The following is a 24,532-nucleotide window of genomic DNA, read 5'->3' on the forward strand; positions in this document are numbered from 1 at the left end:
AAGGAATCATCCTTCTATGTTATATTTTCTCTCTCGACAATTAATCCACCCTGCCCAACCCCCCTTAAAAAGGGGGCAAAAACCTCTCAAAGTCCTCCTTTTTAAGGAGGATTTAGGAGGATCTACAACATTTTGGTTTTTTAGAGAGATGTGTGTACACCGTAGGCTTGCGGGGAGGGGATTAAGGGGTGGGGTGTAATGACTGTGGAAATCATGACTAATTTATGCATAGATGATATTATTTTTCAAACCCAAAATGTAACTTCTACTGATTGATTTGGCAATAAACGCGGATCTTCTCCACGAGATATCGCTGCCATAATTGACTCTACAAATATATGAATTGTGTCCGCAGGTGTATTATAAAATTGTGTCCCGTATTTAGCGATCGCTTCTCCCTGAATACCCAAAATTTCCACGTCTTGGCGGATAATGTGTTGAGCAGTCCACCGCACAAAGGGACGCGCTAATTTATTCCAAATACCATAGTTATAGGTGACATCGGTGTAAACCAGAGTTGAATTATCATTTTCTGGAATAGATTGACTGGTAATGAATAAATGGCGATTATGTGCTATTTTATACTCTACAGAGGTAATATTTGGCATATAAAAGCGATCGCTATGTTTAATCTCTGCACCCTGCAAATTCAAAAAACGGCTGTACCATCCCAAATTACTGTTTTCGTTGCGATACTCCACCAAAACTGAACCATTGCAGCGTTCAACAGTCATCTCTAACTTTTGTTGGCGGGAAGTACGGAAAACACCAGGATGAACAAAAGCCGTATGAGGTATATCAATAAAGTTCTCCGCACAATTAGTCACGTTGTTAGCAAAACGGTTAATTACCCGCACCGTCTCCCATCCGGTTTGTCCGTAGTGAGGCATAGAAAAGGGTTCAAAATCAACCTTTGGAGTATCGGCTAACCGCACATAAACATAGCCATCTTGCTCTTTGGTAGCGTAACACTTGGCTCGACGCTGTGGAGAAGGTTTGAAATCATCTCCTTCGGCTGGAACTGCAATAACGTTTCCAACAGTGTCGTATACCCAACCATGATAGGGACATTGTAAAGCACCATTACAGATTTTACCTGTTGATAGACGGCTATTGCGGTGTAAACAGCGATCGCGCAAAGCTACGGGTTGTCCATCTTCACCGCGAAATATCGCTAACCATTCTCCTAAAACGGTGCGTGATAATACTTGGTGAGGTTGTAACTCTTCGCTGAGTGCGACAATGTACCAGAAATCTGCAAATTGCATGGTGGGTGGCAGAAGAGGGATATCTGACTGAAAAATATAAATAATGCGAATCTTAATAGATACAAATGTTGTACTTGATTTTTTACAAGAGTGAGAAACTTTTGTAGAGGATGCGGCAAAACAACCCCGCAAATACACGTATGCAGCTAGATTATAATTAGATTATTATATAACTGAAATATGACTGTGGTTTTTGAAGGTTTTTATATATGTAAATGGTTGATTTCAGAGGATATCCGGTAACAATAACCAAAGCGATCGCGGTACTTTAATTTTAATAAATCTTATATTATTCAGATTAAAAAACTCAGAAAAGATGACGAATACAGAATATAGAAGCTCAAGCTAATAATCGATCTAGTCTAAAATTAGTACAGTAAAACTCTGACAAATGCCAAACCTAGTTCTCCTTTAAAATATGAGAGCCACTCTCTAGGCGTATACGCATCTATAAGAGGTCTGAGGTTAAAAACTCTTCTTTCGCACTTCAGGCTTTGGTGAAGAATTGTGCAATATGTAGGTTTGTAGGTTTTTATAATGGAATTTTTAAATAATTTTTTCTCTACTAGCCAGTTTATTCCCCACGGACATTGCTACCTCTGGAAACCAGGATTGGTGTGGTTGCATCTGATTTCAGATGTGTTAACTGGACTTGCTTATTATTCAATTCCAGTGATGCTGGTTTATTTTGTTCGTAAACGGCGAGATATGCCTTTCGGCTGGATATTCCTAATGTTTGGTACATTCATAGTTGCTTGTGGCACAACTCATTTAATGGATGTATGGACGCTTTGGTATCCTACCTATTGGCTATCAGGGTTAATCAAAGCTATCACTGCTTTTGTCTCGGTATTAACGGCTATAGAGCTTGTGTCATTAATGCCACAGGTGCTAGCTATACCAAGTCCTGCCCAACTAGAGGCTGCAAACTACCAACTAGCAAAAGAAATTGCTGAACGCATACGGACAGAGGAAGTGTTGAGGGAAAGTGAACAACGCTGGCAATTAGCTTTGCGAGGCAATAATGATGGAATTTGGGACTGGAATGTTAAAACCAATGAAGTTTTCTTCTCGGCTCGCTGGAAAGAAATGCTCGGTTATGAAAACCACGAAATTTCTAACAATTTAGATGAATGCTTGACACGAGTGCATCCGAACGATATTGAGTGGGTGAAACAAGCGGTTCAAGATCACTTTGCTCAGAAAACACCGTTTTACATTACTGAGTATCGAGTTTTATGTAAAGATGGCACCCATAAATGGATTTTAGATCGAGGGCAAGCACTGTGGGATGAAGATGGTAATGTAGTACGAATGGCAGGTTCACATACTGATATTACCGATCGCAAGCAAGCAGAGGAGAGACTAAATAGCCTACTTAACCAATTAGAAAGCATGGTTGAGGAAAGGACAGCAGAGTTAACAAGAATCAACGAATCATTACAGACAGAAATTACTGAACGCCAGCGAATAGAAGAAGCATTGCGAGAGAGCGAACAGCGATTTCGGGCTGCATTCCATCAAGCTGCTGTTGGCATTGCCCATGTCGCAATTGATGGAAGCTGGTTGTTAGTTAATCAGAAGCTTTGCGATATTCTCGGTTACACACTCGAAGAACTACAGTTGTTAACTTTCCAAGATATTACTCACCCGGACGATCTTAATACTAACCTGAAATATGTTGAGCAGATTTTAGCAGATAATATTCAAACTTACTCGATGGAAAAGCGCTATTTCCGCAAAGATAATTCCATAGTTTGGGTTAATCTCACTGTGTCTTTAATGCGTGAATCTAATGGGGAGCCAAAATATTTTATTTCTGTGGTCGAAGACATTAGCGAACGGAAAGCCGCGCAGCGCGAACGCAAGCAGTGGGAGGAGCAAATTAAAGCATCACTATTAGAGAAAGAGGTGTTATTAAAAGAAATTTATCATCGGGTCAAAAATAATTTACAGGTTATTTCCAGTCTGCTAAACTTGCAATCTGCCTATATCAAAGACAAAGACGATTTGGTAATATTTCAACAAAGCCAGCAGCGGATTGCATCAATGGCTCTCGTTCATGAAAAGTTGTATCAATCTCAAGACTTAGCAAGGATTAATTTTGGTGAATACATTCGAGATTTGGTAGCAAGTTTATTTACTGCTTATGAAGTCAATGAAGATGCGATCGCTTTGACAATAAGTACTGAAGATTGTATTTTTTTCGGTTTAGATACAGCAATTCCTTGCAGCTTAATTATCCATGAGCTTGTATCTAATTCTTTAAAATATGCATTTCCCAAAGATAGGAATGGTGCAATTAATATTGAAATAAAGAAAACAATTAATAATAATCTAATTCTGATAGTTAGTGATAACGGGATTGGCTTACCACCAAACTTTGATTTTCAAAAAAATGCATCATTAGGATGGGAGTTAGTAGATGCTTTAACCCATCAGTTAGCAGGAAACATCAATATTACAGGCTCTACTGGAGTAGAGTGTCAGGTGACATTTCCTTTACCATAAATAGACAATCAATAAAAGATGACAAACGCAAAAATTTTAGTTGTGGAAGATGAAGCTATTGTTGCTAAAGACTTACAATATCGGCTGAAGAAATTTGGTTACACAGTGCCTGCTATCGCTTCTTCAGGAGAAGAAGCAATTAATATAGCAATAGAAATATCTCCAGATTTAGTACTGATGGATATCAAGCTTAAAGGCTCAATGGACGGCATAGAAGCTGCTGAAGAAATCTATAAGCGTTTGGATATTCCAGTAATTTATTTGACTGCTTATGCAGATGATAAGACATTAGAACGAGCTAAGATAACTGAGCCATTTGGCTACCTATTAAAACCTTTTAAAGAAAAAGAGTTACAAACAAATATTGAAATAACTTTGATTAAGCATGGTTTTGAAAGGCAATTAAAAGTTAATAAAAAATGGCTGGATGCACTTTTAAAAAGTATCAGCGATGGTGTGATTGCTAGCGATTTACAAGATGTAATCACTTTTATGAATCCAGTTGCGGAAAATCTGACTGGATGGAAACAGGAAGAAGCTTATGGTAGAAATTCATCAGAAGTATTTAATATTGCTAATGGCAAAACTCATAACCCTATTGAAAGTCCGATTATAAAAGTTCTTCAAGATGGTACTATCGTTCATCTCCCCGCAGAAACAATTCTGATTAATAAAGATGGTGCAGAAATACCAATTGATGACAGCGCTGCACCGATTAAAGATGACAAAGATAATATTACAGGGGCTGTGTTAGTGTTTCGAGATATTACTGAGCGCAAAAGAGCGATTGAGGCGCATCAAAAGCAAATTGAGCAAGAACAACTTGTGGAGCAATGGGAAGAGATAAATCAACTCAAAAATGACTTTTTGAATTTAGTTTCTCATGAACTGCGATCGCCTCTGAGTAATATCAAGATGATGATTCAAATGATACAACTATCTAATAATACTGAGGAAGCTCAACGCTGTCTAAAGTTAATGGAAAGCGAGTGCGATCGCGAACTAGAATTAATTAACGATCTACTAGACTTACAACGGCTAGAAAGCTCATCCTATCCAGTTATTACACCTGATGCGTTGCTCTTACAACAGTGGTTACTTTGGGTTATCGAGCCGTTTCAAATTCGTGTTCAACAACATCAGCAAACTCTACAGCCGAATCTCCCTGCAAATCTCCCGCCGCTATTGTCAGATGGCATTAGCTTGGAACGCATTATAGTAGAATTGCTCAATAATGCCTGTAAATACACACCTGCGGGTGGTGAAATTGTCTTAAGTGTAAGTCACAATTCCTCGGAAGCACCTGCAAAAACAATTATTACTGTCAGTAATTCAGTAGAAATTGCGGTGACAGAGTTACCACGGATATTTGATAAATTTTATCGTCTCCCCAATGCAGATATCTGGAATCAAGGTGGTTCGGGTTTAGGTTTATCTATAGTCCAGAAATTAGTCGAACAATTGCAAGGAAATATTAAAGTAGAAAGTGGCAATGGATGGACTATATTCACTCTTACATTAACTGATTTATAGTCCTCGATAACCCAAATTTTTCTAGATGAGGGTGGGAAGCAAAAAAAATTGTGTTGCCAAATATTTGAATACTTAGCAAATTATTTTGCAAGAATAATAGGTTTTTGATATTAATATTTCATGATTTGTTATGTAGCTTGGGCTTCACTGTCATCCAACCCAATCTGCATGAATAGATTTTATGATAAGTAATTAACTGAACTTGATATGAGATAATGAAAGCAAATTATTAAATATCGAAAAATGTCATTAACCATATCTTCCGCACCTCAAGGTTTTAGTGCATTTATCACTAATTTGGGAATACGAGATACAACTGATGATTTTGTATTTATTAAATCATCAGTTCCTTGTGTTGCAGATGGAGTCTTCACTCAAAGTCTTTTTGCTGGGCCAAGTGTTACTATTAGCCGCGATAATTTAAAAGATTCACAAGCACAAGGAATTGTCGTTATATCTAAAAATGCAAATGTAGCTAATGGTTCTATTGGCATCGCTGACGCCCAAGAGGTTCTGCAATTAGTCGCAACTGAAACTGGAATTGCTGCACATAATATTGTGATAGCTTCTACAGGTGTAATTGGCAGACGTTACCCCATTGAAAAAATCCGGGCTGGTTTATTAGGATTTGGCAAAAAGTTGACTGATGCTGATTTTAATGCCGCCGCTCGTGGTATTATGACCACCGATACAGTAGCGAAACTAGCTACACGACAAATAGGAAATGCCAAGCTAGTAGGAATTGCCAAAGGTGTTGGCATGATTGAGCCTAATATGGCTACTCTTTTAACTTTCTTTTTTACTGATGCTGCAATTTCTGCAAATAGCCTTCGTTCTATTTTTCGTTCTACTATAGATAAAACTTTTAATTGCTTGAGCGTAGATACGGATACTTCTACTAGTGACTCTGCTGTGATTCTAGCTAATGGAATAGCCGGTGAAGTTTCAGAACCAGATTTTGCAAGGGCATTGCAAGAAGTTGCACAGGAATTAGTGCTGAAAATCGCACGAGATGCAGAAGGTGCTACTAAGATAATTGAGGTGACAGTAGATTCAGCGATTAACTATACACAAGCTAAAACAGTAGCGAAAGCAATTGTAAATTCACCATTAGTAAAAACTGCTGTTTATGGAGCAGATCCGAATTGGGGAAGAGTTGCTATGGCTATAGGCAAATGTGAAAACGAACAGCAGATAAATCCAGAAAGAGTTGTTATTAGTTTTGATAGGCTTTCTAAGATGTACTGAGTTTTTTCAGAAATCAAATATGAGTCCTATAATGTTATTATGCTATAACTACAAAAAGTTTTTCAAGGATCTTTATTTTATTTAATAGCTCTGAAAAAAGAATAATAAATACAGTTGTAAGTCGCAGCTATTAAGGCAAAGTACGACTATGCCGACTAATAATTTTTATTTTATGATAGTATCTTATAAGAAGGTATAAAATACTTTTTAAGTAAGAGATATAATACTTTTAATAGTCTTTCACTCTACTGAAGTTATCACATTACTTAATATTAGTGAACTTTTCCAATTAGAAATAAACTAACTGAAGCTATTGCTCATTTAAAGTATTTTTCATCTATTTGAACCATATCTGTTTTAGGGACACAGCATTTATCATAGGTGTCAACTTCAAGTACAAGTTATGTAAGAGAAAGGGTTCTGGGGTTGCCCTCATCCCCCAACCCCTTCTCTCTACAAACCGATTTACTCACAACAACTTATCTGGTGTAATTGGCAAATCGCGAATCCGCTTACCTGTGGCATGATAAACTGCATTAGATATGGCAGCGGCTACCCCAACAATCGGAAGTTCCCCCAGGCTTTTGGTTCCTAGTGCATTCACATAAGGATCGTGTTCTTCAACAAATTGCACTTCCATATTAGGGATATCTGCATGAACTGGAATCAGGTAATCGGAAAGGTTAGCACCAACTATTCTGCCGTGATTAGCATCCATTACAGTTTTTTCCATCAGCGCCATACCAATTCCCCAGGTAATCCCGCCGATAACTTGACTCCGCGCTGTCTTGAAGTTGAGAATTCGCCCAGCATCATAAACGCCTACGCAACGTCTAACTTTGATTTCTCCTAACAACTCGTCAACTGCAACTTCGATAAATACCGCACCAAATGAGTGTTTGGCATATTGTTTACTCTCCGGGTTGAGTGACGATTCCTCTGTAACTTCTAAACTTTCTAATCCATGACGGCGGAGAATATCGCTGTAGCTGTCTCGCTTTGATGGGTCTTGTTTTAAGAATACTTGCCCTGACTCAACGGCAATATCTTCTGCTTGCGAGCCATAAAGCAGAGAATTTGCATCTCCGATCGCCATTTTAATTATCTTATCCCGTGCAGCGATCGCCACTTGATGTACCGCCGGGGAAACACTGGCAACTGTCATTGAGTTCCCTGTAATCGGGGCTTTAGGAAGATTGCTATCACCTAATTCAAACTGCACTGGTAAGCCTAATACTTCAGCAGCTACCTGCGTCATCACTGTATAAGTACCAGTACCGATGTCTTGAGTACCACTTTGTACTTTTACTTCTCCAGTAGCAAAAATTTCTACCTTGACTGATGCAGTTCTAGCATTGGTGGGAAATGTCGCACTTGCCATTCCCCAACCAATCAGGAAATAATTGTCTCGCATGGAACGGGGAACTGGATTGCGTTGTGCCCACCCAAAAATTTCTGCCCCTTTTTGATAACATTCTTTCAGGGATTTACTTGACCAAGGTAATCCTTTGTGCGGATCGATATCTGCATGATTTCTCAGTCTTAGTTCAATTGGATCGATATTTAAGGTGTATGCCAATTCATCCATTGCCGTTTCTAAGGCAAACATTCCCGGCGCTTCTCCTGGACCACGCATAAAGGTTGGTGTGCCGGCGTTGATGCGTCCCAAACGATATTTAATTTCCAAATTGGGACAGGCGTACATCATCGTTGTTGCTGCACCCACAGGTTCGGCAAAGTCATCAAACAGGGAAGTTAAAGATGTCCCGATTTGCTCGATGAGAGTTAGTTTGCCTTCCTTGGTTGCACCTAACGTTAGCTGCTGCTGAGTTTCAGAACGGTGGCCGCAAGCTGTGTACATTTGCGATCGCGTTAGCACAACTTTCACAGGGCGTTTTACTTGACGAGCTGCGATCGCTGCTAAAATCGTGTGCGATCGCAGTAGTGCTTTACAACCAAATCCGCCGCCTAAATATTTGGAGATGACGCGGACATTTTCTTCGGGAATATTCAGAATAGATGCGATTCGGTTTTGGGTTGCTGAAACGCCTTGAGTGGTTTCATACAGCGTCAAGTTATCCCCTGACCACATTGCGATCGTTGCAGAAGGTTCTAGGGGATTATGATGTTCTATTGGCGTAGTATAAACTTGCTCTACTAAGACATCTGCCTGTACTTTCCCCGATTCAACATTCCCTCTAGTGATTTTACCTGGCATCATGCCCAAAAATATCGATTCGGGTTCAAATATCTCTGCATGTGCCATTGTGACTGTCGGAATAGCTTCTTCGTAGATAATTTTTATCCTAGAGGCAGCAGTTTCGGCTTGTTCTAAAGTTTGGGCAATTACAACCCCCAGATGTTGACCATCGTAGTAGATATTATGGTCTTTTTCAGTTGACTGAGGTTGTGGAGGGCCAAAGAAGGGTATTTTGATCAGAGATGGAGTTTGTTGGTAAGTAATGATATCGATTACACCAGGGGCGACTGCGGCTGCCGTTGTGTCTATTTGGATAATTTTACCGCTGGCGATCGCACTTTGAAAAATCACTCCATAAGTTAAATTCTCTATTGGCACATCGGCTGTATAAGGCGCTTCTCCTGTAACTTTCAGCCTACCATCAACGCGATCGAGTGGTTTCCCAATAATTTTATTCATAATTTTTCTGCCACAACTGAGAGTGCGCGTATCAAAGCGCGTTTGACTAATTCAATTTTGAATTCATTGTGTGTTTGCGGTTTTGCTTTTTTGACGGCGGCGGCTGCTGCGGCTGTAAAGATATCTTCGTTAATTGCTTTACCTTTGAGGATCTCCTCAGCATCCCTTGCACGCCAAGGTTTGGGTGCTACTCCCCCAAAAGCGATACGTGCTGATTTTATCGTGTCTTGTTCTATATCTAAAGCAACAGCTACGGAAACGAGAGCAAATTCGTAAGAAGCTCGATCTCTTACTTTTAAATAATGGGATTTATATGCAAAATCTGGAACTTCAATAGCAACAATTAATTCTCCAGGCTGTAATAGAGTTTCTTTTGTTGGTGTCTCACCTGGTAAGAGATAAAAATCATGAATTGAAATTCGCTGTGATGCTTCTATTCCTTGGATGCAAATCACTGCATCTAATGCCGTCAAAGCTACAGCTAAATCGGAAGGATGAACGGCAATACAATGTTCGCTTGCTCCGAAAATAGAATGCATTCGATTGTAACCTGTAATTGCCGAACAACCTATACCGGGAGTGCGTTTATTACAAGGAAAAACCGGATCGCGAAAATAACCACAGCGGACTCGTTGCAGTAAATTACCGCCCACTGTTGCCATATTTCGCAGTTGCGGTGAAGCGCTTTGTAATAAAGCTTGGCTAATTACGGGATAACATTCCTGAATTTGGGGATGAACAGCCACATCGCTCATTCGAGAAATAGCACCAATGCGGATTCCATTCGCTTGAGATTCAATATCTGCTAAGGGCAAACTATTAATATCAATTAATATATCCGCTGTTTGGACTCCATCCTTCATTAACCCCAGTAAATCTGTGCCACCAGCAATAAATACAGCAGTTTTATCTTGCTCAACTGTGGCGATCGCCACTTCTTCTGAGGTGACTTTAGCATAACTAAATGGCTGCATCTTCCTTTTCCTCTAGCACATCTCGAATCGCTGCAATAATATTTGGATATGCTCCACAACGGCAAAGGTTTCCACTCATCTTTTCTCGAATTTCTGCTTCAGATGTTGGCGATTCTTCTAATATCATCCCTACGGCTGAGATAATTTGACCTGATGTACAGTAGCCACATTGAAAAGCATCATGGGTAATAAAGGCTGTTTGCATAGGATGGAGTTTACCATCTTGTGCTAATCCCTCAATTGTGGTAATTTCAGCACCGATGTGCATTACAGCTAGAGTCATACAAGAGTTAATTCGCCGATTATTAACTAATACAGTACATGCACCACATTCACCGCGATCGCAAGCTTTTTTAGTGCCCATCAAATCCAGCTTTTCTCGAAGTGCATCTAGTAATGTAACACGAGGTTCTATCTTCAAGGAGTAAGATATATTATTAACATTCAGTGATAATTCTACTTCCTCTGAACCCAATATTTTCACTTCCTGAGTAAGTGAGTCTGAAGTTCTTGAAGCTAAGGAATTTTCTTCCATGTCTCATGTAGATAATAATTACATCATTTACTATACTACCGATAAAAAGTCTGCGGTTGTTCTAGCTTGACTACCACACGGTTTTAAAGAATATTCAGTCTGAGACAATCCGAACTAACGCAACTAAATATTTAGAGCAATACGGGCAACCGTTGTTGACTATTTGGTGGTATCGTCTACAGCAAGTCTTAGCATCGAGATTGCCGTCTGACATCTAACGGGCAGACGCAAGAACGGCAATATGAGAGCATTACTCCGAACAATTTTGAGTTGAGGGAATCGACAAGAAAGCTATCGAACCATTAAGGTGCTGATTAGAAAAAACATTTCCGCAAACCGCCCCCCCTGCGTTCGCTCTAGTCTTTAGCCGGACACGATATGAGACACCATGCATTTCTGGAAAAGACATTGTGGCATGTGTAGTAAGAAAGCAAGTATCACTTGATGCTCAATTTAGCTCAAGGGGGTCTAATGATTGATCGCTTTTTGAATCTAATTTTTATCGATTCCTTCGCTGTAGTAATTAACCTGACATTTGGTACATTACTTCGCACTAAAATCTGCAATTATTCATGGGATGGAGTTGTAAATGATGAGCTTTCAACACCAGAAAGTAGCGCTAGTTCTTCTAAATCTCCACCATCCTTAGAAGAGGTACAAACCACTCGTCTTCCAGGTAGCGATTCTCATTTGAATTAAATATAAGCTTGCTTAGGGGCGTACATCTGTGCGCTTCTATGAGAATCTATATTTATTTGTGGTTAATTATATTGATTTGTCACAAGCAATAACTAGAATTTTAACGGGAATACGGTAAAATCCAGAGGAACTTTTATTGTTACCAACGCGGGTTAAAGATGGAAGCAAATTTTCTGACGGCTGTTTTTCTGCCCTTGGCTCTATTTATTATCATGTTAGGTATGGGGTTAACCTTGACCCTAGAGGACTTCAAACGAGTTGTAATCTATCCTAAAGCGGTGGTGATTGGCTTGGTGGCGCAGTTGGTCGTGTTGCCGATTGTGGGCTTTGGCATTGCATCAGTGTTTCCCCTTAGCCCACAATTAGCAGTAGGCGTGATGATTTTAGCAGCGTGTCCTGGTGGTCCTACTTCTAATATGATTACGTTTTTGGCTGGGGGTGATGTCGCTCTTTCTGTGACGCTAACAGCTATTAGTAGTTTAATTACGGTTTTTACGATTCCTCTGATCATAAATTTGTCAATGCAGACATTTTTGGGGCAAGGAACAACGCTACAGTTACCTTTCTTAAGTACTGTTTTGCAGATTGCGGTGATTACACTTCTACCTGTAGCAATTGGGATGATAGCCAAGCGATATGCACCTGCACTGGCAGACAAGGCAGATAAACCTGTGAAGTGGCTGTCTTTATTTTTCCTGGCAGTGGTAATTACTGGAGTGCTGCTGCGAGAACGAAATAATTTTATTTCTTATGTAATAGATGTGGGTTGGGCAACTCTGGTTTTGAATGTGGTAACAATGGCTTTAGGTTTTGCGATCGCAACCTTAACCCGCTTAGGAGAAAAAAGCGTTACGGCAATTACCATAGAAGTAGGAATTCAAAATGGAACTCTAGCGATCGCGATCGCTTCTACACCTACGCTGCTAAATAATCCCACAATGGCGATTCCTGGGGCAATTTATAGTCTGCTAATGTTTGTGACTGGTGCTGGATTTGCTTGGTGGGCTAGTCGCAGCCAAGGCTTGTTGAAAGCATAAAGGTAGTTTACCTTATGGGTTACAAGTATTTGTACAAATTAAATTATCCAATCTTATTCTGTTGATGTTTTTCGCCTCTTCTGGTAAACCGATTGACGACAATCTCAAAAATTTTGTAACCGAAATAGAAGCGCAAAGTCCTAGTTTCTCAGTTTTAGCAGCGCGTGAATTCCGTTATAGTTTGCGTCAAACTTCGGTAGAAGTAAATATCAAGGAACCCCGCCAGTTTAATGTACTCGAAGAATTTATCATCCGCGCTGCTATTGAATTTCAACCTCCGCCAACAGAGGATGAATTAGCCTCTGTACTTGGGCTTGATTCTGTATTTATTAAAACTACTACTGCAACTCTTCGTTCATTACAAACTCTATCAGCAACATCGCCACTAACAGTTACTCCTGAAGGACGTTCATTTTATGAAAAAGGATCTGTACCACAGCCACCATATCCTATACAAATTTATGCTATTACAGACCCTTTAAGTGACAAGATAACCTTTCAATCTGAATCCTTAAATGAGACAGTAATAAATTTGCCTGATTTGGCAGACTTTATAACTATTGATAATACAATTGCCGATATTGCTTCCTTACCGCTTGAGGAAATCCAAAAAAGTATTCAAGCTTCAGGTTTAGCACTTCATGTTCCAGAAGAGGGAAAAATTGTCACTTCCTCCAAGGTACTAGCTTCGACTCAAAAAAATTGGAGAAAGATATCGCTTTTCATTATCTTTGATGCCCTTGAAGATAAATTGATTATTCAAATAAGAAATGGAAAACAAATTTTAGAATCAGCATCAAATTGGTTAGAAGTTCTCCACACTGAAGGTAAAATCTCTTTGCAAAAATTATGTAAATTGTCAAACGAAACCCTCAATTATGAACGTGAAACTATTCTCAAGCAGAAAAATACTGAAATAGAATCTAGACTCGAAAATATTCGCACAAAGGCGATAACATCTGCTACAAAAGCGGGTAAAAAATCAGTAGTAGGTGAAGCCATTCAGTTACGAAATGGACAAATTAGCCAAGCTTTTTTAGAAGTTTTAAATTCGGCTACAAGCCAAGTTCTGATTTATTCTCCTTGGGTGAATCAAGCAGTTGTTAATGAAAAATTTCTTACTCTATTACAGAAATTAGCTAATCGCGGAGTATGGATTTTAATTGGACATGGAATTGCGCAGCGACAAGAAGATGAAGAGACACTAATTTCACCAGAAGTAGAGAAAAAACTTCGAGCGATAAAAACACCTGATGGTTTACCATCCGTAGAGGTTTTTTGGTTGGGAGATTCCCATGTCAAAGAAGTAATAGTTGATCGAGGAATCTATCTTTGCGGATCTCATAACTGGCTATCTTATCGCGGCGACTATTTACCACTAGGCGAGTCAGTTTATAAAGTGACAATTCCTCTTCAAGTCCAGGAAACTTATGAATTTATCGCTAATCGCTTCCAAAATCACGCTCAAAAATTATGGGAAAATGCTCTAGAAAACCGCGATTCTAAACTTGCAATAGAGTCTTTATGTCTATGGGGTGCGCTAGGTATGGAAGATATTGCAATCAAAGAGATACAGAAAAATAATTGGTTTGAACTTTTGCCTGTATGGTTGAATGTAGCACTACAGGCATTAAAGTCGAAAAATTTATCAGATGATTCAGCAAGTTTTAAAACTGCACTTTCGTTGCTGAGTCAAGTTTCTATTGAAGAGGCTTTTATTGAGCAATTGCAACAGGGATGGCGGAAAGTTATCGGCGCGATCGCAATTAACAATCCCGAAACTGCTTTAAACTTACTTAGTGATGAAGTATGGGCGGAGTTTATACGTCTCAAGATTGTTCAAGAGAGTGATTCACGCAATGATTTTATTTTGTACCGTACTTAACCCACAGTAGGATATTTTTCATACTCCAATAGTAATAATTTATCAAAGACAGCCCAGAAATATACCGAGCTTGCATTTCGCGGGGATTGTCAATTAAATGATTCTTAACCTTTGATTGACTTAAAGATAGATCCAGAGATTCGTCTTGTTCGATACAATTTATAGGTAGAGAGAGCCGAGGAGAACAAGGTGGTCTTATTAAAAGGCTTTGAGATTGAGATGTACACTGGCACGCCTCAAGGTGAAATCGTCGGTCTCTCCGACAAAATTGTTGCGGCTTTGGATGGATTTATGCGCGAACCAGATAGCCGCAACGTTGAGTACATAACCCAACCATCCCATAATTACGAAAATTTATTGTGTGCTTTGTTGCGTCCCCGGCGGGAGTTGCGAAACTACCTCAATCGTTTGGGCGATTACACCCTAATACCAGGGAGTACTTTATCTTTGGGTGGGGGCGATCGCTTTCTCCGTTCCGATCCAGCAAACCCCTATCATGATTACATTGAGAATACCTACGGCACGAAAGTAGTTACCGCTAGCGTACACATCAATATCGGCATCAGTGACCCAGAAGTATTAATGCGGGCGTGTCGAGTCATCCGTATGGAAGCGCCCCTATTTCTCGCCCTCAGCGCCTCATCTCCCTTCTTGGATGGCAAAGCTACTGGCTATCACTCCACCCGTTGGGGCGTTTTCCCACAAACGCCTAGCCATGTGCCCTTATTTGCCAGCCACGCCGATCATATCCAGTGGGTGGAAGATCAACTCGTTGCCGGAACCATGCAGAATGTGCGGCACTTGTGGGCATCGGTGCGACCAAATGGCGATCGCCGTCCTTATGACTTGAATCGCCTAGAACTGCGAATTTGCGATTTAGTCACAGATCCTATTGCCTTACTAGCCATTACTGCCTTATTAGAAGCGCGTTTATTGCAAATAATCGAAAATCCCAGCATCGATCCGTTAACCCAAAGTACTTTCTCTGCTGAAGAACTTGTTACTCTGACTGCTGAGAACGAAGCTGCTGCTGCTGCTGGTAGTCTTGATGCTCAGTTGAGGCATTGGCAAGATGGCAGAAGCATCGTAGCGAGAGATTGGATTGCTCAAATGTACCAAGATGTTTGGGCGATCGCCAAGCAACAAGGTTTTAGCTGTTTCCTTTCCCCTTTGCACAAAATCCTCCGCGAAGGCAATGAAGCTCAACAGTGGTTGCAATTACACGCGGTCGGTGTTGACACCCAGCGCGTCATCACTCAGGCTATTATCGCCACCCAAGAGCGCGAAATCGAACTCGAAGACAAATTATGTTCGTCTCTGCTGGGTTAACTCAAAAGGCATTGGGGATTGGGCATTGAGAAAACACTTTGTTTTATCCCCTTATCCCCTCATTTCCCCACTTTCATCTTCATACAAATAGTAGATTTTATTGCAGGCACTACCAGCCCCAAAAAATACAAGTACTTACTTTTTCTACACAAAACTTAATATTTCCCGATTGTAGCCAAATATCCTCTCAGGCATTGATCTGGGATGGTTTGTATTTCGTTTAAAAAATCTAATAGATAGATGATGCTTGATTATTATTAACAAAACCTATGAATAGCCTCTATCTTTTGGTAGATTTAACATTGACCATTAATTGTTTTATACAATACTTAAATTATACGGATAATGCCTCAGGTAGTTTTAGTTAACCCGCAGATACCTCCTAATACAGGTAATATTGCCCGTACTTGTGCAGCTACGGGTACAGAGTTGCATTTAGTGGGGCCTTTGGGGTTTGAAATTAGCGATCGCTACCTCAAAAGAGCCGGCTTAGATTACTGGCCTTATGTCAAACTACACTATCACGAATCCATCGAAGCCTTTAAAACCGTACATCAGGGGCGTGGCGGCAGGTGGTTGGGTTATACGGTTGGTGGAAAGTGTAATTATGTAAGCTTTCAGTTTCAACCTGATGATTGGCTACTGTTTGGTAGTGAAACCACGGGCTTACCACCTGAAATTCTGTCAGATTGCGATGCTACCCTCTATATTCCCATGAGCCAACCGGGGGTTCGTAGCTTGAATCTGTCAGTAAGTGTGGCCATTGGCTTATTTGAAACCCGTCGTCAGTTAGGCTATTTAGAATAGTTGCTTACATTCATGATTATAAGTGTATTTACTTATAAGCTTTCCAAAAACCTATTAGACGATTTATTTGTGATTGCAAAAATTTTCTTGGTGACAGCAAGAATATGTAAAAGAATATACCGAAAATTGTATTTATTCGCAAAATGTAGTGGAAGATACTTACAAGTATAGTAAGGTTATTATAAGAAATTTGTATATGAAACTTGGGATATTGCCAAATTTGAATGATAGATTTTGATGAATTTAAAACATCCTAAACTAGGAACGAAATTGCTAAAATCCAGTCATGTCTTACATTTGAGCTATTCTGGCTCAATCAAGGACAGAAATCAGCCCAAAAGTAGCCGATAGTTAATACGGTTGTTTTTTAGGGAATAATCAACGTAAAGTCTCGTGTTGAGAAGACTGATGGGGTAGAAATATCTTGAAGATATCTACAGCAGGGGGCATAACTTTTCCAGAAGTCGCCGCAATTTAATTTTCAGCAGCGACTTGAACTTGGCAAACAAGTTTGTCTAGTTCCCGCAATTGACGCAAGACAAGGGCGGATAATGGTAAAGAGTAAAATCGTCCTAAGTGGTGTTAGGAGTGGTTCGGACAAGTAAACACAGCAAAATTTAAGTTTTGCTAACAGATGTGAACTTGTCTAAATCAGAGAAGCAGGTTAATCTTGCGTAAGCATCTCTGGTGAATGTGATCTCAATCTATGGTTTGTTGTGATCTAAATCATTTACTAGTATCCAACAGAAAAATTGAGGTCAGTTAAGCGCTAGTGATCATAGGAGGTCGTCTTTGAAACGAGCATTGAAAAAGAGAGTAAAAGCTGTGTTGAACAATACCCCCAGCAGCGATGATGCCCCGGTAGAACTGCTAAATGTGATGAATCCAAAAGTTAACAGCCGGGTGCGGACAAAAGCGGCAATGATTGGCTTGGCAATCTCTATGGGAGCAACCAGCCTTTTGGTGACTCGACAAAGCGATCAAGCCCAAGCAGCGGTGCCAGTAGGCAGCCAAAAGGCAACCTCAACTATTCCTGCTGTTCCTGACACCGAGGTGAAATTCACCTCCACAAAGCTGGAGTCCCAAGCAGTCTCAGCAGCGAGCGTGCCGGAAAATCCTGTAATCGTGGAACCAACGGCAGTCTCACAAGTACCTGGGCTTGAAGCTAAATGGCAAGTCGCGGCAAGTGGAATATCTTTGCAAGTTCCTGCATCAAACACGTTTTCTCAAACAAACGCAGGTTATAAAAATTCCACCTACCTGAAGCCCCAAGTGGCACAGGGATTGAACAATACCTTAGCCGAAACTAGTTTTCCAACAGTCAATAATCTGTCTGACTATAGTGCTGATAGTGTTGATAATACAAACGCATCACTAACTGCCCAGCCACAAACAGTGGCAACGTCAACCGCAGTCAACAGTGAAATAAATGCACAACTTAAGGCGCAACAAGAGTTCGCACTAAATCGCTTACAAGAAAAATCGAACCGTTTAAGAAAGAGTCTGGCGCAGTTGCAGTCTGGAGAGACCAAAAATTTATCACAAGCTGATATAGCATTGGTGCAGCCGACAACTGTGGTTGAGAAGACTGCATTACCAGCCCAGTCAGACACTTCTAGCGATGTAAGCCAAGCGAACCTGATATCGAGGTTAAAACAGAAGGCACAGACAAGTGCATCTGTACCAGCGGCGCCAATAGTGATTGCCTCCTCGGCACATACAGCTTACGAAGTTAAACCTGGAGATACACTAGCAGCGATCGCCAGCAGATACAACACTTCAGTATCAGAACTAGTTAAAGCAAATAACCTCAATAATCCCAATGAACTGCGAATTAGTCAAAAACTAGTTATTCCTGCTGTTCAAATTCCTGCTGTTCAAGTTGAGGCAACTGTAGCGAGTCAGCCCACTTTTGTAGAGCCTAGCAAAACTCCAAAAGTAGCTACCTCCCCTTTGAATATTGGCAGTGCTAACTCATATCTACCTAGTTCACCATCGCCAACTATTGCCGACAACAATAGCGTTGCCGTCCCTACACCGGTAACTGTACAGATTCAGGCAAATAGTGCGACCGAATTAGAAACTGCCCCCCCTACAGCTAAATCTTATGGCGTCGGTGGTGACATTCCAGTGCCACAAGCTTTTGCCGAAATGCAACAGCCTAAGACACCAGCAAATAGGGTAGCAAGGGTAAACAATAACAATAATGACCGTTTGCGGGGCTTACAAGCGGAAATTCAGAGGTTACAGCAGAAATATCGCGCTCAACAGTCTGGTAATTTAGTTGTGCCAGCAGCAGCGATCGAAGCAAATAATGCTGCTATGCTCACTCCTATTTCTACGCCCAATAATTTCAGTGTACCTAAACCTGCATCTAGACCGAATAGTGTAGCAATACCAATTCCAGTTCCGACACCGATTCGGGCTAACTATAGCGTTCAGCCAATTAAGCCCCAATTCCGTACGACTGTACGCCCTACCGAAGCAGTAAACCCAGAATTCTTGCCTAATCTAGGTTCTGCTAGCCAGTGGACTCCCTCTCGTACTCAATCTGCCACAAGAGTTACCACACCTTCTGTAAGAGTAAATGCCTCTGACTCCTTAGGAAAGATGCGAGGAACCACAGTTTCTCCACAGGTATTACCGCCTTTGGCAGCAGTGGATCAATATCTTCCCAGACCCATTGACGAACTTACACCTCCTCCATCTTCCTCAACCTTAGCTTACACTTGGCCAGCAAAGGGCACTCTTACTTCTGGCTATGGCTGGCGCTGGGGTAGAATGCACAAAGGAATTGACGTTGCTAACTCCACTGGCACGCCAGTTGTCGCTTCAGCTGAGGGGACAATACTAAAAGCTGGCTGGAACAATGGTGGCTACGGCAATCTCGTCGAAATCCGCCATCCTGATGGCAGCACTACTCGCTATGCTCATAACAGCAAAATTCTGGTGCAACCTGGTCAGGAAGTAAATCAGGGAGAAACAATTGCTTTAATGGGTAGCACTGGTCACAGTACTGGGCCACACACCCACTTTGAAATCCATCCATCAGGCAAGGGTGCTGTTAACCCAATAGCTATGTTACCGGAACGCATATAATTGGCTGTCTGTAACTAAATTATTATCTTGGTAGAAGAGGGAGCTTCCCTCCCTCTTCTACTTTCTATTGACTCACTAGGGATGGAACTTATAACAAAATTGCAAAAGGGGCTAGTCTTATGCAGTTTTGTATGCTATCATAGTTTATGATTTGGAAAGACATGGCTCAGTAGCTCAGTTGGTTAGAGCACGGGACTCATAAGCCTGGGGTCGTTGGTTCAACTCCGACCTGAGCCACTTTAAAAGTTAATCTATATAACGGTTTCAGCTTCTAGTCATCTGTAGTACTAAGGAACTGAATTGCTATATAAGGCTCTTTTGACTATGGAATGACTATGCTTATTCAACAGCGTGATAGTCATGAAAGTTGGAATTGAAGCCTTGGAAGGTCGTTTAAGATTAAGATTTCCTAGACTTTTGTTCAATGGTAATCATAAATACTTATCTTAAAATTTAGCTGACACTGCTGAAAATACGGTGATTGTTGAAATTAAGGCACGTCAAGCTTAATTAGACATACTAGCTGGTATATAACTTAATATAGTTTTCTTGACTTAACTTGCATAAACTTGCATAATAGTTAAACTAATACAGTTGATAAAACTAATTAGTAAGCTTTTAAAGCTTATCTACTAAGGGTTATGGGGTTATAGCGCAGTTGGTAGCGCACCTCAATGGCATTGAGGGGGTCAGCGGTTCGAATCCGCTTAGCTCCATTATTAAAATCTAGCTACTCAAAACTGTTGTCACTTAAAAGATAAGATGGCAGCTTTTCAAGCATAAAGTGCCCGCTCTTAAAACTTGGAATCCTTATTTTTGTGTTAAAAAATTTGTAATACTAATTCTTGATGAAGCTACGCTAAATAAGGCTTCAAGGATAAAGTCGTAAGAAGTAAGAGAAGCAATCATCTCAGGTGTAATTGCTCTGAGGGCATCAGTTAACTTCTGCTGTAGCTTTGCGTGGGTTTCCCGCGGGGGAAATTGAAGGTAGGCTAAGAGCTAACACAGAGATTGAAGGATTGTATTTTTTGTGCCAACAATCTTTTCGCAATCTTACTGCGATCGCCCGAAATCATGGTTGGGAGATTGAGAAAAGCTTACCAACAAATCGCGCCAATAGCGAGATTGCAGCCGACTGTTGGCAACGGATGCAACAAGTGGAGGCTAACCTGAACCAATGGCTGCAACCATCGGGGGAACTGGGCTGGCAAAAAATTCGAGAAAGGTTAAGCAAAGAGCTAGCCAGTCAGCCTGATACCATGCGGTTAGCCATCAAAGCCAAAGAACCAATCGTGTGGAAACTACCTTGGCATACCTGGGATTTGCTATCGAGTTACCCAAATGTCGGTGTGAGCTACAGTCCGGTACGACTTTATCCATTTTTTTCGTACCGTGATCGCTATCGTTAAAACCTTTGTGGGACAGTAGCTTTACTTTTTGAAGTGAATCGCTCATCTATGATGTGTAAAAAGTATTTGCCAAAAAGCCAGGGTTTTTGCCGTATCAAGAGAACCAAGTTCTTAATTTTGGATAAAGTCGAGCTAAGATTCAAAATTTAAAATCTAGTTCTCTATATTTTACTAATAATTACCACATGAAAACACTAATTATCGACAACTATGACTCGTATACCTTTAATCTTTATCAATTAATTGCAGAAGTCAATGGAGAGTATCCCACTGTAATTTGCAACGATCAATTTGCGTGGGAAGAAGTGCAACAGTGGGAATTTGACAACATTGTAATTTCACCAGGGCCTGGTCGTCCTGAAAATCCCAAAGATTTTGGCATTTGCTATCAAGCGATTCAAAATACCCAAGTACCTCTTCTGGGTGTTTGTCTGGGACATCAGGGGCTTGGTCATGTGTTTAGAGGAAAAGTTATTCATGCCCCAGAGGTGCGGCATGGTCGGCTTAGTCAGGTTTATCATACTGGAACTAATTTGTTTGCCGGCATCCCTTCACCTTTCTCTGTGGTGCGCTACCATTCCTTGCTAGTTGCAGATGACCTACCGGACTGTTTAGAAAAAGTGGCGTGGACAGAAGACAATCTAATCATGGGAATGCGCCATCGGTCTTTACCACTATGGGGTGTGCAGTTCCATCCAGAGTCAATCTGCACTCAGTATGGACACACCTTATTTGAGAATTTTAAAGAAATTACTCTTAAATTTGTCCAAGAGTGCGGTAAAGGTTCCACAAAGCAGTATTGGACAAGAAAGAGCCAGACTGCTCCTTTATCGGCAAGTTATTCTTGCCAAACACAGCAGCAGAAATTTGAACTTTGTACGCGCAAGCTGAATATATGTCCTGATACCGAGCAGATGTTTGTGCATTTGTTTGGCAAATCACCGAATGCTTTCTGGTTAGACAGCAGCCGTGTTGAACCCGGTCTTGCTCGCTTTTCCTTCATGGGAGATAGCAGCGGGGAAAATAGTCTGCTGATTCGTTATCAGACCCTATCCCAAGAACTCACAGTCACAAATTCTAATGCCATTATCCGTAGGATAGAGGGGATTTTTGAGTATCTCAAGCGGGAACTGGAACAACGCCGCTGTGCATCTGATGATCTACCCTTTGATTTTAACTGCGGCTTTGTGGGTTACTTTGGCTATGAATTAAAAGCAGAATGTGGTTCTGAATTAAACCACCCCTCTAGCTTACCCGATGCCATGTTTCTCTTGGCTGATCGGATGATTGCAATTGACCACGAGGAGCAAACCCTTTATTTACTGTGCTTAATTCAGCCGGGACAAAAAGCTTCAGCCGAAGCCTGGTTTGAATCAATTAGACAGGAGATTGACCACCTCCCCCCCTTGTCACCTGTGGTTCCTGAGAAGAAAGAGACACCTGTAATCTTCCGATTAAGTCGATCGCAAAGGACTTATTTTCATGACATTGAGAAATGTTTACAGGAAATTCACGAAGGAGAAACCTATCAAGTTTGTTTGACAAACCAAATTCACACAGATGCGACCCCTGAGCCACTAGCATTTTATCGTTCATTACGCCACATCAATCCTGCTCCGTACTCTGCATTTTTACGCTTTGGTGATGTGGCGATCGCCTGTTCATCCCCAGAGCGATTTCTACGCATTGATCGCCAAGGTTGGGTAGAAACAAAGCCGATCAAAGGGACTCTACCACGAGGAAAGACACCCGACGAAGATTTTATTCTGCGTGAACGATTGCAAAACAGCGAAAAAGATCGGGCTGAAAATCTGATGATTGTGGATTTGCTTCGTAATGATTTGGGACGGGTTTGTGCAGTTGGTACTGTCCATGTTCCTAAATTAATGGATGTGGAAACATATGCCACAGTGCATCAACTAGTGACGACAATTCGCGGTCAATTACGCGCCGATATGAGCGCCATAGAATGCATTTGCAATGCTTTCCCCGGTGGTTCCATGACAGGCGCTCCCAAACTGAGAACTATGGAAATTATTGACCGATTAGAGCAGTCAGCGCGGGGAGTATATTCAGGAGCGATCGGCTTTTTGGGATTGAATGGATCAGCTGATTTGAATATCGTCATTCGTAGCGCTGTACTGACGACCGAGCAAACCTCAATTGGCGTTGGCGGTGGTATTGTAGCACTGTCTGACCCCCAAATGGAATTTCAGGAAACAATGCTGAAAGCCAAAGCATTAATTCACGCCATGTTGAGGGCAACTCAAGGAGAATGTAATCCTAACCAATTTTACATCCAGGGAACAGAAGGAGAGGTTGTTGATAGCTTTAAAAAAGTGTGGAAATAGCTGCATAAATTTCGGAAATTTAATTCCAGCACCCCAATAACCAAATAATGGCAGAGTTTTGTCAACAACTAAAAAAGTTGTACAATTTACGCGGCTACAAGCACTATTATATCGTGAGCTACTGAGAAGATTTAAAAAAATAAAGTTCTACAATTTCATCATACTACCATATAAAAACAGATAAAAAAGTTGTACAATTTTGCAACCGATTTCCCTGTAAGGATTTGGGAATATTTGCTCCAAGATTTAGTAACGATGCCTACGGCTGGCTGCGCCTAAGCATTCCAAGTACAAAGCTGAATCAAAAGCTTGAGTTTCGAGGGATGCGATCGCACTTTATTTCACTTTACCTATAGCCAGTAGCATTGAGCGATCACTTAACTCTAAAATTTGTGATTGCTGTCCAATAGTAAGAATGTTGATGCTTTTCACTCTCCAACATTTCTAGTTGTGTTTGGCGCAGTACCTCACTTCGTCCCTTATTGTATAGTAATTTTTTGTAGTAGGCTATCATCAAATATTTGCTATAAATATCTGCCGCTTTGCATAAGATAATCAGCTGACTTTCAGCGTCAGCAATTACCAAAGCGCAACATAAGCCATAAATCCCTTCATCAGCCGAGATATTTCCTAAACCTGTATCACAGGTGGATAATAGCACCAGTTTTGTGCCTACCAGATTCAGAGCAGTTGTTTCTAAAGTGGTGAACATACTATAGTTCGGCACGGAAGTCTTCACTGCGCGATCAAACTAATCTTTTGAGCCTTTCCTCACACCAGCCTTAGCAAGTATTTGCCAAAAGTATTTCCAGTTAGGATGTATTACGTTCAGTAGACCAAAAACTTTTGCAAGGTGATGAGAAAATGAAGTTTTCAGCCGTCTTTGTTGGGACTTTCCATCATGATCACCAGCGATCGCTCTGAAGTCTACCCAGAACAAAACTGCTTGGAACGCATATTACAAGCTGATTTCGGCTCCATGTATTCCCAAGTGTAAATGAAGGACTGGTACGCTTCTAGAAAACTTGTTGGTCTATGACATTTTCTTACCGTAAATAGTGAAGTTTGGTATAAAAGCGATAACCACACCTCGCCTTTTAAGTATAATAATTGTATAATTTATTGTGATAATGAAGGTATAAAAAATTGTACTGACCAAAGCATGAGTGTATCTAATATTTTGTCTAT

At 40.8% G+C, this 24,532-nt stretch carries 15 protein-coding genes, 2 tRNA genes and 1 pseudogene; 13 read left to right on the forward strand and 5 right to left on the reverse strand.

The features are described from left to right. Positions 1–245 precede the first annotated feature (245 nt). Positions 246–1,268 carry an aromatic ring-hydroxylating dioxygenase subunit alpha gene (locus RMX69_RS26100; RefSeq protein ID WP_322639167.1) on the reverse strand — a complete coding sequence of 341 codons (1,023 nt, stop codon included), beginning with the start codon at positions 1,266–1,268 and terminating at the stop codon, positions 246–248. Between the two features lie 537 nt (positions 1,269–1,805). Between RMX69_RS26100 and RMX69_RS29530 the strand changes: the two genes are divergently transcribed. The 3 genes and pseudogenes from RMX69_RS29530 to argJ all read left to right on the forward strand — a co-directional run. Beyond that, on the forward strand, positions 1,806–3,779 hold the full coding sequence (locus RMX69_RS29530; RefSeq protein ID WP_409879013.1) for a PAS domain S-box protein: 1,974 nt from the start codon (positions 1,806–1,808) through the stop codon (positions 3,777–3,779). Positions 3,780–3,797: 18 nt separating this feature from the next. Further along, positions 3,798–5,312, forward strand: a complete 1,515-nt coding sequence (locus RMX69_RS26115) for a response regulator (RefSeq protein WP_322639168.1) — start codon at positions 3,798–3,800, stop codon at positions 5,310–5,312. A gap of 243 nt (positions 5,313–5,555) precedes the next feature. Beyond that, positions 5,556–6,545, forward strand: a pseudogene (gene argJ, locus RMX69_RS26120) (bifunctional ornithine acetyltransferase/N-acetylglutamate synthase); the annotation flags it as partial. A 484-nt stretch (positions 6,546–7,029) separates the two neighbouring features. Here argJ and RMX69_RS26125 read toward each other — a convergent pair. Genes RMX69_RS26125 through RMX69_RS26135 form a run of 3 tightly spaced genes read right to left on the reverse strand, consistent with a single transcriptional unit; the run spans position 7,030 to position 10,728 of the window. Beyond that, positions 7,030–9,219, reverse strand: coding sequence for a xanthine dehydrogenase family protein molybdopterin-binding subunit (locus RMX69_RS26125; protein ID WP_322639169.1), 2,190 nt, complete (start codon positions 9,217–9,219; stop codon positions 7,030–7,032). Continuing rightward, on the reverse strand, positions 9,216–10,193 hold the full coding sequence (locus RMX69_RS26130) for a xanthine dehydrogenase family protein subunit M (RefSeq protein ID WP_322639170.1): 978 nt from the start codon (positions 10,191–10,193) through the stop codon (positions 9,216–9,218). The genes RMX69_RS26125 and RMX69_RS26130 overlap by 4 nt, the downstream gene beginning before the upstream one ends. Beyond that, positions 10,180–10,728, reverse strand: a complete 549-nt coding sequence (locus RMX69_RS26135; protein WP_322639171.1) for a (2Fe-2S)-binding protein — start codon at positions 10,726–10,728, stop codon at positions 10,180–10,182. Before RMX69_RS26135 ends, RMX69_RS26130 begins: the two co-directional genes overlap by 14 nt. A gap of 471 nt (positions 10,729–11,199) precedes the next feature. Here RMX69_RS26135 and RMX69_RS26140 point away from each other — a divergent pair, with 471 nt between their 5' ends. The 10 genes from RMX69_RS26140 to pabB all read left to right on the forward strand — a co-directional run bounded on the left by RMX69_RS26140 (position 11,200) and on the right by pabB (position 23,344). After that, the gene (locus tag RMX69_RS26140) at positions 11,200–11,427 is read left to right on the forward strand and encodes a hypothetical protein (RefSeq protein ID WP_322639172.1); all 228 of its coding nucleotides are present in this window, start codon (positions 11,200–11,202) and stop codon (positions 11,425–11,427) included. A 158-nt stretch (positions 11,428–11,585) separates the two neighbouring features. After that, a complete protein-coding gene (locus RMX69_RS26145; RefSeq protein ID WP_322639173.1) occupies positions 11,586–12,464 on the forward strand; it encodes a bile acid:sodium symporter family protein in 879 nt (292 codons plus the stop codon). Positions 12,465–12,528: 64 nt separating this feature from the next. Continuing rightward, entirely contained in the window at positions 12,529–14,349 is a 1,821-nt protein-coding gene (locus RMX69_RS26150) for a hypothetical protein (RefSeq protein WP_322639174.1), read from the forward strand. Positions 14,350–14,538: 189 nt separating this feature from the next. Then, positions 14,539–15,678 (forward strand): glutamate--cysteine ligase, encoded by a 1,140-nt coding sequence (gene gshA / locus RMX69_RS26155; protein WP_322639175.1) that lies wholly within the window; start codon positions 14,539–14,541, stop codon positions 15,676–15,678. 345 nt (positions 15,679–16,023) lie between these two features. Next, positions 16,024–16,485, forward strand: coding sequence for a tRNA (cytidine(34)-2'-O)-methyltransferase (locus RMX69_RS26160; protein WP_322639176.1), 462 nt, complete (start codon positions 16,024–16,026; stop codon positions 16,483–16,485). A 792-nt stretch (positions 16,486–17,277) separates the two neighbouring features. Beyond that, positions 17,278–19,584, forward strand: a complete 2,307-nt coding sequence (locus tag RMX69_RS26165) for a peptidoglycan DD-metalloendopeptidase family protein (RefSeq protein WP_322639177.1) — start codon at positions 17,278–17,280, stop codon at positions 19,582–19,584. A gap of 163 nt (positions 19,585–19,747) precedes the next feature. Then, positions 19,748–19,821 (forward strand) — tRNA-Met (locus RMX69_RS26170). A 406-nt stretch (positions 19,822–20,227) separates the two neighbouring features. After that, positions 20,228–20,300 (forward strand) — tRNA-Ala (locus tag RMX69_RS26175). Between the two features lie 312 nt (positions 20,301–20,612). Then, positions 20,613–20,993: a hypothetical protein gene (locus RMX69_RS26180; RefSeq protein ID WP_289795980.1), complete on the forward strand. Its 381-nt coding sequence runs from the start codon at positions 20,613–20,615 to the stop codon at positions 20,991–20,993. 185 nt (positions 20,994–21,178) lie between these two features. Beyond that, positions 21,179–23,344, forward strand: a complete 2,166-nt coding sequence (pabB, locus tag RMX69_RS26185; RefSeq protein WP_322639178.1) for an aminodeoxychorismate synthase component I — start codon at positions 21,179–21,181, stop codon at positions 23,342–23,344. Positions 23,345–23,717: 373 nt separating this feature from the next. Here pabB and RMX69_RS26190 read toward each other — a convergent pair whose 3' ends face one another. Then, the gene (locus RMX69_RS26190) at positions 23,718–24,071 is read right to left on the reverse strand and encodes a CHAT domain-containing protein (protein ID WP_322639179.1); all 354 of its coding nucleotides are present in this window, start codon (positions 24,069–24,071) and stop codon (positions 23,718–23,720) included. Positions 24,072–24,532 lie beyond the last annotated feature (461 nt).

It is taken from the genome of Nostoc sp. EspVER01 (assembly GCF_034530635.1).
Classification (GTDB): domain Bacteria; phylum Cyanobacteriota; class Cyanobacteriia; order Cyanobacteriales; family Nostocaceae; genus Nostoc.